The following is a 14,276-nucleotide window of genomic DNA, read 5'->3' as shown; positions in this document are numbered from 1 at the left end:
GTTTCGGGCCGTCCGGCGCCGTCAGGGCACCCCGCCTGCGGGCCCCCCCGGGCACGGGGGCGCCAGGGACCGCCTGTTCCACGCGGTGCGGCGCACCTGCCCTCCGCCGTGGGGGCAGGGCCTGGGCCCCTGAGCGGGGCCCTGGCACCCGCTACAGGTCGCTCAGGTGCGGCACCATTGGGCCTGGTCCAGCCACGCGAGCACCGGCCCGAGCGGGACCGCCATGGCGATGTCCTCCAGCTTGTCGAGCAGCGAGCGATGCTGGTGCTTCTCCAGGGCCAGGGCGTCGCGGCTCGGGATCTGGACCGACAGCGGGGGGTCGAGCCGGAAGTAGGCCTCGGGTTCGAGGAGGGACTCACACAGGTAGTCGACGAACTCCTGCGATCCGTCGAAGACCGCCGTCAGCGCGGCGAACGGGTTGGCGGGATCCAGCAGCCACTTGAGGTAGCCCCAGGGCTCGCTCTCCTTCGTCGTCTCCAGGTAGAGGGGGTTTCTCCCCGTTCCCACCGAGAGGATCATCACGTCCCCCATGGCGTTGCGCCGGGACCTGCCGGTGGCGCGCCTCGCCTGTTCGACGACCAGGGCCAGCGCCGCCATGGCGGGGTTGTCCGCGAAGTAGCCGCCGTCGATGAAGCCCTGGTAGGGCGGCATCATGATGGGCACCGCCGTGGTCCGCAGGTAGGCATCCACCACCAGCAGATCCGGCGTCGCGGACGGGATGGACTCCAGGTTGTGCAGCAGCACCGGCCGCCAGGCCCGGTTGGCTTCCAACTGGGCCTGGTTGTCGAGCTGGAAGGCGGGGATGATCGTCGGCAGGTGCAGGTCCTTCATCGTCAGGCCCTGGAAGAGGTTGCCGAAGTACTCCTGGGCCTGGTTGTTACAGATGAAGGGGGCCGTCCCCGTCAGCCCGAGCAGCGCCTGCGGGAGCGGGTGCGGACCGATGGTGGAGGTGGAGTCCTTCATCACGCTGACGGCCTGGTTGATGCCGGCCACGCGGTCCTCGCTCGCGCCGAGGATCAGCGTCGTCACGCTGCCCGAGGAGGTGCCGGAGATCACGTCGATCCCCTTCAGGAACCCCGGCCGCGCATTCTCGATGCGCTGCAGGAGCAGGGTGGTGAGGAGGTTGTTGGGGCCTCCTCCATCCATGGTCAGGATTGCCTTGGGTCGCTTCGTGGTCATGGTGGGCTACCTCACTGGCGCGGGAAGGGGTTCAACGCGGGCTTCTTTCGAGGCCTTGGCCGTGGTGCAGCAACTGCTCGGCATCCTCGTCCGAGAGCTCCTGCAGGTGGGCGAGCAGGCCCTGCTGGCTGTTGCCCAGACATCGGTACAGCACCGCCACGGACAGCTCCGCGAGGGAGGGATCCCTCATGAGCACGGCGAGCGGGACTTCAATCTCGAAGGTGGCACCCAGCCTTCGCTGCAACTCCGTGATGCGCAGCGATGAGCCTCCCAGGCTGGCGAAGCTGCTCCGCGGCGTCACCTGCTCGGCGCCGAGCAGATCCTTCCAGAGGACCGTGAGCGCATGTTCGATCTGCGCGAGCGAACGGAAGCGCAGGGACACAGGGGTCCCCGACGTCACGGAGGGGAGCACCGCTGCCTCCGGGACCGTGGCGGTGGGGGCGGGGGGAGACTCCACCCAGAAGCGCTGGCGCTCGAAGGGGTAGGTGGGCAGCGGCAGGCGGCGCGGCGCGGCTTGCGCGTACAGCGCCTGTCCGTCGAGCATCAGGCCCCGTTCGTAGAGCCGCCCCGCGCATCCCAGGAGGTCCGCTTCGGCGGCGTGGCGGTCCGCGGTGCTGGCGGACGGGGCCAGCAGCCGGGGCTCTGCCGCGAGCCGCACGTCGTCCGCGAGCGGCCCCAGGCACAGGATGACGCCCTGGCGTTCCTGGAGGAGCGCCCGCAGGTCGCCCTCCGAAGGCCTGGGTTCACCCCAGGGGCGGGCCCAGGTGCCCGGAAGCGTGGCCGTCTCCTCGGTGAGCCACTCGCGCTGCCGGCCGATGCGCAGGGGTAGCGTCGGGGGCGTGAGCCTCGGGGGACGTTCGGACGGTTGTCCGTGGAGCGCGGGGTTGCGCGCGCAGGTCCACGCCAGGGCGTCTTCCAGGGACATGATCCCCGCGAGGCTGGCGGCCACCGCTTCGGTGGAGCCGTAGGCGACGATGCTCGCGGGCCGCACGCCCCAGGCGCTCCACACCTGGGCCAGCCCGTAGGCGACGATGCCCGGGGCCAGGTGTTCGAACCACGGCTCCACGCTTGCGGCCTTCGAGGTCCCGAGAAACGGCGTGCGCGCATCCCGGCCCAGCAGCCGCCCGACGATGGACGCGCAGCGATCGACGGCCTCGCGGAAGCGTGCTTCGACCGGGTAGAGCGCTCGGCCCAGTTCCAGCGCGGCCATGCCCCCGCCATGAAGCAGCCAGTGCACCTGCGGCGGCTCCGGTGGCACCCGGGTGACCGTCACCGTCCGCCTCAACGCCTGGCTTGCCTCGCGGCTGTCGCCACACACCACGGCGCGCCGGTGATCGAAGTGGCGGCGGCCCCTGTGCAGCGTGTGCGCCACCCCTTCCAGCGGAAGTCCGGGGTGTTGCTCCAGGTGCGTGGCCAGACGGGAGGCGGCCGCGTCCAGGGCCTGGGCTGAACGCGCCGAAAGCAGCAGGAGTTGCTGACTCCGGGCCGGGGCGGATTCCGTGGGAGGAGGCGCCTCCTCCAGGATGAGGTGCGCGTTCGTGCCGCCAATGCCAAAGGCACTCACGCCGGCCCGTCTGGGGCCTTGGGGGGCGGGCCAGTCCTTCAGCGCGGTGTTGATGAAGAAGGGGCCCTGCGCGAAGTCGAGCCGTGGGTTGGGGCTGTCGAAGTTCAGGCTGGCGGGCACCTGCTGATGCTCCAGCGCCAGCACCGTCTTGATGAGCCCGGCCATGCCCGAGGCGACCGACAGGTGCCCGATGTTTGTCTTCACCGACCCCAGTGCGCAGGTGTCGCGCGCGGTGGCGGGCAGCCCGAAGGCCCGGTTCAGCGCGGAGACTTCAATCGTGTCTCCCAGCGGCGTGCCCGTCCCATTGGCCTCCACGTAGGAGATGGACGCGGGCTCGCAGTCCGCCACGACCAGCGCTTCGCGGATGACGCGCGCCTGACTGTCTCCACCCGGCGCCGCGAAGCCCACCTTGAGGGCTCCGTCGTTGTTCAGCGCCGAGCCCTTGATGATGGCGTGGATGGTGTCCCCATCCTCGATTGCCTCCGAGAGGCGCTTGAGGATGACGACGCCCAGCCCGCTGCCGAAGGGGGTGCCGTTCGCCTTCGCATCGAAGGCCCGGCAACTGCCCTCGGGGGACACGCTGCTGCCCTCTTCATGCACGTAACCCCGCAGGTGGGGCACGCTGATGGAGACCGCGCCCGCCAGGGCCAGGTCGCATTCGCCGCCGAGCAGGCTCTGGCAGGCGAGGTGCACCGCGACGAGCGACGTGGAGCAGGCCGTCTGGATTCCGAGGCTGGGGCCCCTCAAATCCAGACGGTAGGACAACTGCGTCGTCAGGTAGTCCTTGTCGTTGCCGAAGAGGGCGAAGGGGTTGGCGGCCTCCGCGCTCCCCGGACGGATGAGGCTGGCGTACTGGCTGGTGCTGGAGCCCGCGTAGACGCCGATGGTGCCCGGGAAGGACTCCGGCACATAGCCCGCGTGCTCCAGCGCCTCCCAGGAGACCTCCATGAAGAAGCGCTGCTGGGGATCCAACACCCGGGCCTCGGCCGGGCTGAAGCGGAAGAAGCCGGCGTCGAATTGATCGATGTCGTCGAGGATGGGCGCGGCCGGAACGTAGCGCGGGTGCTTCAGCAGTTCGGCGGACTCGCCGGCCTCCCGGAGCTGCTCGGGCGTGAAGCGGGTGATGGACTCCACCCCCCGCGCCAGGTTGTCCCAGAACTCCGCCGGAGTGCGCGCCCCGGGGAAGCGGCAGGCCATGCCGATGATGGCGACGCCGTGGCCCTGCGCGTCAGCGTCATCGGACAGGTCTGGAGCTGGGGGGACGGAGGTGGGCTTCATTCGGACGTCTCTCGAAGGACGGTGGGGCGGGCACTACCTGCCGCGGGGACGGCCACGACGCTGCTGGAGCTGCTTGCGGCGCTCGGCTCTTTCGTCGGAGGCCTCGACGTCGCGGTCCCCCTCGGTGGGGCGCGACAGGAATTCCGCCAGTGCGCTGAGCGAGGGATGGTGGAACATCTCCACCAGGGGGAAGTCGAGCTGCAATGCCTCGCGGATGTGCTCATGGTACCTGACAAGCTGCATCGAGTGGGCGCCCAGCTCGAAGAAGTTCTCGTACACGCCAGGGTTGTCGATGCCCAGTGCCTGGGTCAGCAGTTGCGCCAGTCGCGCCTCCAATTCATTGCGCGGCGCGACGCGGACCCGCGAGGCGGAGGGCGGTTGCGAAGGTTCTGGCAGTGCCTTGAGGTCCACCTTGCCGTTGGGCGTCAAAGGCAGCGCGTCCATCGGAGTGAAGGTGGCGGGAATCATGTAGTCGGGCAGCCGCGTGGAAAGGAAGACGCGCAGCTCCTGCTCCAGTCCCCCCGTCGAGGGCGCACGCTCCGGCAGGTTTCCTGACGCGACCGCGACGGCTTCCCCCGGGAGCGCCCGTCCTCCGAGCAGCGAATGGAGGATGGCGTGCCGCCCGTCCAACCGCAGTCGGGGGCCAATCACTTCCACATCCAGGCTCCCAAGCTGGCAGAGCCCCAGCCCGCAATCCGCTGCCTCCAACTCCAGCAGTTGGGTCATCAGACCCGCCTCGATGAGTCCGTAATGCAGGGCCATGTCCCCGTATTTCGGCGTGCTGGCCTGACGGTCCAGCACCAGGAACAGCCAGAAGGCCGCGCCGTCGAGCAGGGGTTGGTTGTCTGGCGCGACCAGCGGTCTGTCCGAGTCCCCCGTCCAACCTTCCGAGAGGGGAATGAGCCGGTGGCTGGCGGCGTCATGCAGGTAGGTGCCCGCGGACAGCCCCTTCACGCGGCCCGGCTTGATGAACACGTAGGTCCGCACCGGGTAGAGCTCTCCCGGAGAGCCGTACCGGTACTTGGGCCCGCGCGGCCCCGGGGCCCGGTGCGCGGTCAGCGCGCCCAGCAGCCGCCCGAGCTGTTCCGCCTCCAGCGCGGCGGGGTCGAACCGTCGGTGGCTGCGGCGTCGGAAGAAGTCCTCGCGCGGACGGTCCCCACCCGCCAGGGCGATGCCCCCCGCGTGCGCGTCCTCCTGCTTCGCGGGCGCCTGTCCGCCGTCTTCCTTCAGCACGAGGTAGGCGGCCAGCTTCTTGGCCTCGAAGCGCTCGCCGTTGGCGGTGAGGACGGCGTCCTTGATGCGCGGGTGTTCGAGCAGGGCCGCGCGAATCTCGCCCAGCTCGACCCGGAACCCGTTCACCTTCACCTGCGCGTCCTCGCGGCCGAGGAACTCGAGCGTGCCGTCCGCTGCGTACCTCCCGAGGTCTCCGGTCCGGTAGAGCCGCTCGCCTGTCACCGGATGGACGATGAAGCGCTCGCGGGTCTTCTGTTCATCGCGCCAGTAGCCCTTCGCCAGGCCGATGCCGCCGATGAACAGCTCGCCCGCGACGCCGTTCGGCCGGGGGTGGAGTCCGGCGTCCAGGACATGGAAGCGCTGGTTCGCCAGGGGGCGGCCATAGGGGATGCTCTGCCAGGCCGGGTCGATGTGCTCGATGGGATGGGCGATGGACCAGATGGAGGCCTCGGTGGCACCTCCCAGGCTGATCACCCGGGCCCCGGGCGCCACGGCCGCGAGCCGGCCCGGGAGGCTCAGCGGGATCCAGTCACCGCTCAGCAGCACGAGCCGCAGTGAGGCGGGGGCCTGCTCCTGGCGCCGCTCCAGCGCGGACAGGTAGAGCTCCATCAGCGCGGGCACCGAGTTCCACACCGTGACGTGCTCGAGCGCCACGCGCTCCGCCCAGTGGTCCGGATCCGGGTGTTCATTCGACTCGGGCAGGACGAGCGCGCCCCCCGCCGCCAGCACGCCGAAGACGTCCCAGACGGAGAGATCGAAGCTCATCGAGGACAGCGCCAGCCCCCGGTCCCCGGTACCGAGCCCGAAGCGCCGGTTGATGTCGAGCACCGTGTTGATGGCGCCCCGGTGGTCGATCATCACGCCCTTCGGCTTGCCGGTGGAGCCCGAGGTGTAGATGACATAGGCGAGATCCTCCGGGCCCTGGAGCGGCGCTCCGAGCGAGGGGTGTTCGCCGCGTGATAGGCCCTCATCCACCCGCACGGTCCGGAGCGTGGTGGGCCACGTCGCGCGTTCGGCGATCCATGGCTGGGTCACCACCTGCTCCACGCCGGCGTCCTCGAGCAGCCCGCGCAGGCGCTCCGCCGGGAGCCGGGCATCGAGCGGCAGGTATGCCGCCCCGGCGCGGAGGATGCCGAGGACCGCCACGACCTGCTCCCAGCCCTTGTCCATGACGACGGCGATCAACTGGTTGGGGCGTGCGCCCTGCTCCCGAAGCCTCGTGGCCAACCGGGCCGACTGTGCGTCCAGCTCCGCGTAGCTCAGCGTGCGTGAGGGCGCGATGAGGGCGGTGGCCTGGGGGGTGCGCAGGGCCTGCGCGAGCACCTGGGTGTGCAGGAGCTCCGCGTCGAGGGGCGCCGAGGTGGCGTTGGCGGCCGTCCTCGCAGCCAATTCCTCCGGAGGCAGCAGGAGCGGTCGCTGTTCGCGCCAGGCGGCCTCCGAGTCCGCCAGCCTTCGCAGCAGCGCGCCGTAGGCCTGGAACATGGAGGTGATCATCCCGGGGGGGAACAGCTCCTCGGCGACGCTCCAGATGAGCAGCAGCGCGCCTTCGCGCTCCGTCACGCCATGGTCCAGCCACACCTGGGGCGTCTGGCTGCTGGCGAACAACGGCCGGCCCAGCTCCTCCAACACCTCCGCGCCGGGCGTGAGCGACTCCAGCCCCAACGTGCTGGTGAAGACCACGGGCATGGTCGATGCGCCGGGCAGGTTTCCCTGCCGGCGGTTGAGCTCCCGCAGGACGCCGATGCCGCTGACGTAGGGGTGCTCCAGGTCCTCCCAAAGCCGCTGCTGGAGGGCCCGGGCCCGCTCCTGGAAGGACCCGGGGCGCGAGGTGTCCACCGCCAGGAGCACCAGCGAGGTGAAGTCTCCGACGAGGTCGTTCACCTGGGGGTGCAGCGGCAGCCGGCGGAACAGGGTGAGGTTGAGGGTGAAGTCCGCGCGCCGGCTCCACGTCGCGAGCAGCTCCGAGAACGCGGCCAGCAGGAGTCCGGAGGGCGTCAGCCCCGCCTCCTGCCCGCGCGCCTTCAGGCGCTTCCAGACGTCGGGCGCGAGCCGCTCCTGGTGCACCTGGAAGCGCGGCTGCTCCAGCGTCGCGGGGTTCCTGGCCAGCGGCAGTTCGGGGGCCGGGGGCAGCGTGTCCAGGCGGTTCCACCAGTAGTCCCGCGAGCGCTGCCAGGCGCTGGTGTCTCGCAGGGCCTCCTCCGCGAGCAGGTAGTCCCGGAAGGACACCTCCAGCGGAGGCAGGGACCGCTCCGGCTGGCGATAGAGCGCGTAGGATTCGCGGAAGAGGAGCGAGAGGCTGTGGGCATCCGCCATGAGCGCGTCGAAGCTCAGGTGGAGGCGGACACGCTCCCCGCCCAGCAGGCTGGCCCGGATGTCGAAGAGGGGCCAGCGGTCCGTCGCGAGCACCTGGTGGGACAGCTCCTGGCGCACGTCCTCCAGGACCGCGGCGCGCTCCGCTTCGGGCAGGTCGCGCAGGTCCCGGGTGGCGAGCTGGAAGGAAGGCACCCGTTCGAGGATCCGCTGGCGGCCGTCCGGGGTGATGATCATGCGCAGCATGTCGTGCCGCGCGATCAACTGGCGCCACACCTGGGCGTAGCGCTCCACGTCCAACGACTCGCACTCGAGCTCGAAGTAGACGTGGGCCGCGACATTGCCCAGGGAGAACGCCTCGCCGCGTCCCAGCCAGTAGGCCTGCTGGATGTCATTGAGGGCGAAGGGCTCGTGCAACCCCGCAAGGTCCGCGACGAGCGTGGGCAGCGGCTCCTGGGCACTGGCACCCTGGCTGCTTCGCTGCTCCTGGAGGGCCGCCTCCACCAGCACGGCGAGCCTTGCGATGGTGGGCGCGGAGAAGAGGCTGCGCAGCGGGAGCTCGACGTGGAAGTGCTCCCGCATCCGGGACAGCAACTGCGTGGCCAGGAGCGAGTGTCCGCCCAACTCGAAGAAGTCGTCGTGCACGCCCACCCGGGACAGCCCGAGGAGGCCGACCCAGAGGGTGGCGAGCGTCTGCTCCGTCGCGTCGCGGGGCAGGACCTGCGCTTCGCTCGTGGCCTGGGGCAGCTCGGGGATGGGCAGTGCCGCGCGCTCCACCTTGCCGTTGGCGTTGAGCGGCAGCGCGTCCATCACCACGAACGCCGCGGGCACCATGTAGCGCGGCAGGTGCTGCTCCAGGTGGTCCTTGAGCTGCTGGAAGAGGTGCGAATGGGTCCGGGGCTGGAGCGGCCGGTTGGCGTAGGTGCTCCAGGGCCTGGGGTGCGCGGGGCCGCCCGTCAGCGGCAGGTGTTCGGCGGAGCGCGACGCCCGGCCCGGGCGCGTGAAGAGCACGTCGAAGCGGCCCGGCTCCACGTCGGACCAGCACGGCGCGACGTCGTAGCCGAGCTGTTCGCCCAGGAGCCAGAGGTCCTCGGGGTCCACGCCTCGGGGCGCGGCCTCGACTTCGCGCCGCAGGTCCTCCACGGTCCGGGCACCGGCAGGGGACGACAGCGCCTGGAGGGCTCGCAGCTCCGGCTGGAGGCGGGCGTTCGGCAGCCCCAGCACGCGCAGCCCGTCAGGTGCTCCCTGGCGCAGGCGTTCGCCCAGGGCGTCGAGCCCGACGGACGCGGGCAGGGTCTCCGGCGTCGCGTCCGCGCGGGCCGCGGGGCCCCGGTGCAGGACGACGTGGTAGCGGAACCGGGTCAGCTCGTTCTGCTCGCGCCCCCGCTCCAGCCGCACCTGGACCTGGCCTATCTCCGGGAACCGGGCCCGCAGGGCGGGGAAGAGGGCGGGGTCCACCGTCAGCTCTGTCTCCTGCGCCACCTGCTTGCGGATGCGCCGCGCGAGCTCCCCGGCGGCGACGTGCGGCTCCGCCTTGTGAAGCTGCACCGACGTGTGGAACGCCTCCAGCAGGGTGAAGTTGCGCAGGTCGCCCAGGAAGATGAAGCCGCCTTCGCGCACGGCGCGGAGGCTGCCTTCGAGCACCTTCAGCAGGTAGTCGATGTCCGGGAAGTACTGCACCACCGAGCTGAGGATGACGGCGTCGAAGGAGCCCGGCTCGATGCCCTGGAAGTCGTCCGCCAGCCGGCGCTCCAGCCGCACGTTCGCGAAGCGCGTGCCCTGGGACTCCACCTGTCGTTGCACGTAGTCCAGCGACACCTGAGAGAAGTCCGTCCCCACGTAGCTCGCGCAGTGGGGCGCAAGCTGGAAGAGCAGCATGCCGGTGCCGCAGGCGAGCTCCATCACGCGCTCCGGCCGCAGCGCGCGCACCTGCCCCACGATGTCCTCCGCCCAGACGCGCATGTGCGGCACGGGGAGCGGCTGCCCGTCGTAGTTGCTCACCCAGCCCTGGGTGTTGAAGAGCGGATCCGGCGCGGTCTGCTCGTTGCCGTAGATGGTCTGGTCGAACAGCTTCTGCCAGCCGGACACGTGGTCCGCGACGAGCCCCTGGACGGCCTCCGCTGGCGGGCCCTGGTCCGGTTCGGGGACGACGTAGGCGACCAGCCGCTTGTCGCCCGGGGTGTCCTCGCGAATCCCGACCGCGGCCTGCCTGATGGCCGGGTGGCGCGCGAGCAGGCTCTCGATTTCGCCGGGGTCGATCCGGAAGCCGCGCAGCTTCGCCTGTCCGTCATCGCGGCCGACGAACGCGAGCGTGCCGTCCGGAAGCCACCGCGCGAGGTCTCCCGTCCGGTACAGCCGCGCACCCGGCACGTCGCTGAAGGGGTGGGGCACGAAGGCCTGCGCGGTGAGGTCCGGACGGCCCAGGTACCCGCGCGCCACGCCCTCGCCCCCCGCGTACAGCTCCCCCACCAGGCCGGGGGGAACGGGCCGCAGGTTCGCATCCAGGACGTAGACGTGGGTCTGGGAGATGGGGCGGCCAATGGGCACCGCGCCCGTGGGCCGCCGGGTGATGGGATGACAGCAGGTGAAGGTGGTGTTCTCGGTGGGCCCGTAGCCATTGATGAGCCGGCAGCCCGGCAGCGACTCCAGGACCCGGTGGACCTCGGCGACGGGCAGCACGTCACCGCCCGCCAGCAACTGACGCACCGGCCGCAGATCCTCCAGGCGCTCCTGCACCATCACGCGGAACAGGCCCGCGGTCATCCAGAGGATGGACACCCCGTGCTGGCGGAGGGCCGCGCCGATCTCCTCCAGCGTCGGCGCATGGGGCGGCATGATGGCCAGCCGGGCGCCGTTGAGCAGGCTGCCCCAGATTTCGAAGGTCGAGGCGTCGAAGGCCAGCGGCGCCAACTGGAGGAAGACGTCGTCCGGGTGGATCCGGACGTAGTCCGCGTCCTTGACGAGCCGGACCACGCCCCGGTGAGGCACGCACACGGCCTTGGGCTCACCCGTGGAGCCCGAGGTGAACAGGATGTAGGCCAACTGCTCCGGGTGGAGGGACACCGGGAAGCGGTCCTGGCGGGCGGACGCGAGCGCACCGTCCACTTCGTCGAGCAGGAGGACCCGGGCCCCGGTCTCACGCAGCGGGGCGGCCAGCCGCTGCTGCGTGAGGATGAGGGATGCGCCTGACAGTTCGAGCAGCGCACGCCGACGCGCGGGAGGATCGGCTGGATCCAACGGGACGTAGACGCCCCCCGCCTTGAGGATGCCGAGCAGCCCCACCACCATCTCGAACGAGCGCTCGACCTGGAGCGCCACGGGCGTCTCCGGCCCGACCCCCAACGTGCGCAGGTGCCACGCGAGCTGGTTGGAGCGGGCTTCGAGCTCCCCGTAGGTGAGCTGTCGCGTGCCCAGGCTCAAGGCCACGCGCTCCGGCGTGGCCAGGGCCCGCGCGCTGAAGAGGTCCGGGATGCAGTCTTCCGAAGAAGGCGCGGACCGCGAGCCGCTCCACGTGTCGAGCAACTGGGCCCGTTCGGCGGCCGTCAGCATGGGCAGCGCGGAGACCCGGGCCTGGGGCCGGGCCACGAGCCCCTCCAGCAGGTTGCGGTAGTGGCCGAGCAGCCGCTGGATGCTGGCCGCGTCGAACAGGTCCGTGTTGTACAGACAGCGGCCGCCCAGCCCTGTCGGCGTCTCCCAGAGGTGCAGCTCCAGATCGAACCGCACCCAGCCGCTCTCGTACTCCATCTGGCTCATCCGCAAGCCCGCCGGCAGCTCCACGCCGGGCGCGGGGGCGTTCTGCAAGGCGAAGACGACCTGGACGATGGGGTTGTGGCTCAGGCTGCGCTCCGGACGCAGCACCTCCACCAGACGCTCGAAGGGCATGTCCTGGTGGGCGTAGGCGTCCAGGGTCAACTGCCGCACCCGGAGCAGCAGCTCCGTGAAGCGGGGGTCGCCGGAGAGGTCCACCCGCAGCGCCAGCGTGTTGACGAAGAAGCCGATGAGCGGCTCCAGCTCCGCGCGCGTGCGGTTGGCGATGGGCGAGCCCACGACGATGTCCTCGCTCCCCTCGTAGTGGGAGAGCAGGACGGAGAAGCCGGACAGCAGCGTCATGAAGAGGCTGGCGCCGGAGCTGTCACTGAGTTGCTTGAGCGCGGTGGTGAGCGCGCGAGGCAGTTCGATGGGCTCGGCCTCACCCCGGTAGCGTTGAACCGCCGGGCGGGGCCGATCCGTGGTCAGGGCGGCCAGGGGCGGCGCGCCGGTGAGCTGCTGCTTCCAGTACCGCAGTTGCTTCTCCAGCACCTCGCCGGCCAGGTACTCCCGCTGCCAGTGGGCGAAGTCCGCGTACTGGATGGGCAGCTCCGGCAGCGGGCTGGGCGCGCCCTGGGCGAAGGCGCCGTAGAGCGTGGCCAGCTCCCGCAGCAGCACGCCCAGGGACCACCCGTCGGAGATGATGTGGTGCATCACCAGCAGCAGGACATGGGACGTGCCGGAGAGCTTCAGCACGCGGGCCCTGAGCAGCGGGCCGTGCTCCAGGTCGAAGGGGCGCGCGCCCTCCTCGGCCACCAGGCGCTTCACCTCGGCGCCGCGCTCGGCTTCGGGCAGGTGCTCCAGGCTGGTGACGGGCAGGGCCAGCCGCGGCTCGGCGGCCACGCGCTGGACGGGCAGGCCCTCCTCGCGGATCAACGTGGTGCGCAGGGATTCGTGGCGGCGCAGCAGCTCGCCGAGGCTCGCGCGCAGCACCTCCAGGTCCAGCGGGCCCGTCAGCAGCAGGGGCGAAGGGATGTTGTAGAACGGGTTGCCCGGCTCCATCTGGTCCAGGAACCAGAGGCGCTCCTGCGCGAAGGACGGTGCGAAGGAGAAGGCTTCTTCCAGCGTGTCGGCGGACATGGGGAGGCTCTTGGGCTCAGGTGCCAGGCTTGTTCGGCGGAGGGCTCTTCGCGCGGTGGCGCTCCCGGGAGAGCCTGGGGATGGCGGTCGGTGAGGGCTGCGGCGCCGCGCTCTGGCGGAGCGCCGCGAGGGCCTGGGCCAGGGTGGCCACGGTGGGGGCGTCGAAAATCAGTTGAAGGGGCAGCTCCAACTGGAGTGCGTCCCTCAACCGGGAGAGCACCTGCGTGGCCAGCAGCGAGTGCCCGCCCAGCCGGAAGAAGCTTTCATCGACGCCGACCTCGGTGAGGCCCAGGACGGCCTGCCAGATGGACGCGATGAGCTGTTCATCCGGCGTGCGCGGAAGGACCAGGTCCCGCCCCTGACGGAGCGAGGAGAGGTCCGGCGCGGGCAGGGCGCGGCGATCCAGCTTCCCGGACGGAGACAGCGGCAGCGCGTCCAGGGGCACGAAGAACTCCGGAATCATGTACTCCGGCAGCGTGCGCGCGAGCGACTGCCGCAGGTCCTCGGCCCAGGTGCGTGGGCTGCTGAAGGGCAGCGGGACGGGCGTTCGCGACGCGCGCGTGGGAGCCGTGGCTTCGGGCCGCCGCGCCCAGATGCCGTGAAGGCCGGAGTCCTGGAGTCCCTCCTCCTGTTCGACGACGAGCTCGAAGCCGTGCTGCTTGAGCAACCGCGTGAGCTGCTCCAGCCGACCGTCCTTGTCGTGCACCTCGACGACCACTTGTCGGATGCGGGGCCAGTCCTCCTCGGCGATGCCCGCGAGGACGTCCGCTTCGCTCTTCTCCACGTCGACCTTCAGCAGGTCGATGCGCTCCACGCCGTGCTCGCGCATGACGTCGGACACGGTCCGCAGTTGGCAGTCCACCTGCTCGCCGCGCAGGCGGGAGGTGAGCAGTTCATCCACCTGGGCCTTGTCAGGCGCCGTGCCCGGGGATGTGCCCTGCTGACCCTGGAGGTACGCGGCGACGACCGCGCGCTCCTCGCCCGCGTCGGCGAAGCGACCCGAGACGATGGAGACATGCGGGTAGTACGTGAAGGTGGCGCGTCCCTGCTCACGGGAGAGGCCCGCCTCGATGGGCACGGCATCCACGCCGTGCAGCGCGACGTTCATGCGCAGCTTCTCGAAGATGCGCGGGATGGGCTCGAAGGCGAAGACGCGCACCTTCCGGGCCTGCTGTGCCGCGAAGAGCGTGAAGAGGCCGATGTTCGCGCCCACGTCGAAGACGCAGTCCCCGTCCCGCAGCGTGAGGCCGTGCCGCAGGTAGCTGTTCTGGTGGAAGATCTCCTCGTAGAGGAAGTCTGTTTCACCCGGGTTGAGGTGGGTGACCGTCATCCCGTTGGGCAGCTCCCGGAGCGTGGTCTCCTCCAGCAGGCCCTCCTTCTGCCAGCGCACCCTGCGCAGCAACGGATGGGCCTGCTCCATCGACGGAACGCCGTAGGCGACGAGCTGGAGTCGGTCGGGGGTATCGCGTCGAGCGACGACGACGGCCTGGGAGATGGCGGGATGCAGGCGCAGTGCGGCTTCAATCTCCCCCAGCTCGATGCGCAGGCCGCGCAGCTTCACCTGCTCATCCAGGCGGCCGAGGAACTCGAGGACGCCGCCGGGCAGCCATCGGGTGAGGTCTCCGGTGCGGTAGAGGCGTGCGCCGGGCGTGGGGCTGAAAGGGTCCGGGATGAAGCGCTCCGCGGTGAGGGCGGGGCGGTGCAGGTAGCCGCGAGCAAGCTGGACACCCGCGAGGAAGAGCTCCCCGGGGACGCCGAGAGGGACGGGCCGCAGGTGGGCGTCGAGGACGTAGACGCGGGTGTTGGCGACGGGCCTGCCCAGGGG

The 14,276-nt window shown here is 70.8% G+C and carries 4 protein-coding genes; all 4 read right to left on the bottom strand.

Going from position 1 to position 14,276, the window contains the following annotated elements:
* Window positions 1–162 precede the first annotated feature (162 nt).
* A complete protein-coding gene (locus tag D7V88_RS29865; protein ID WP_120544023.1) occupies window positions 163–1,179 on the bottom strand; it encodes a patatin-like phospholipase family protein in 1,017 nt (338 codons plus the stop codon).
* A 31-nt stretch (window positions 1,180–1,210) separates the two neighbouring features.
* A complete protein-coding gene (locus tag D7V88_RS29860; protein WP_120544022.1) occupies window positions 1,211–4,021 on the bottom strand; it encodes a type I polyketide synthase in 2,811 nt (936 codons plus the stop codon).
* A gap of 33 nt (window positions 4,022–4,054) precedes the next feature.
* Window positions 4,055–12,451, bottom strand: a complete 8,397-nt coding sequence (locus D7V88_RS29855; protein ID WP_120544021.1) for a non-ribosomal peptide synthetase — start codon at window positions 12,449–12,451, stop codon at window positions 4,055–4,057.
* A gap of 16 nt (window positions 12,452–12,467) precedes the next feature.
* A partial coding sequence (locus D7V88_RS29850) for an FkbM family methyltransferase (RefSeq protein WP_120544020.1) occupies window positions 12,468–14,276 on the bottom strand: 1,809 nt, incomplete at its 5' end.

The organism is Corallococcus terminator (assembly GCF_003611635.1).
In the GTDB taxonomy this organism is placed as follows: Bacteria; Myxococcota; Myxococcia; order Myxococcales; family Myxococcaceae; genus Corallococcus; species Corallococcus terminator.
The sequence above is the reverse complement of the archived record's forward strand: the minus strand, read 5'-3'. Positions and strand labels throughout refer to the sequence as shown.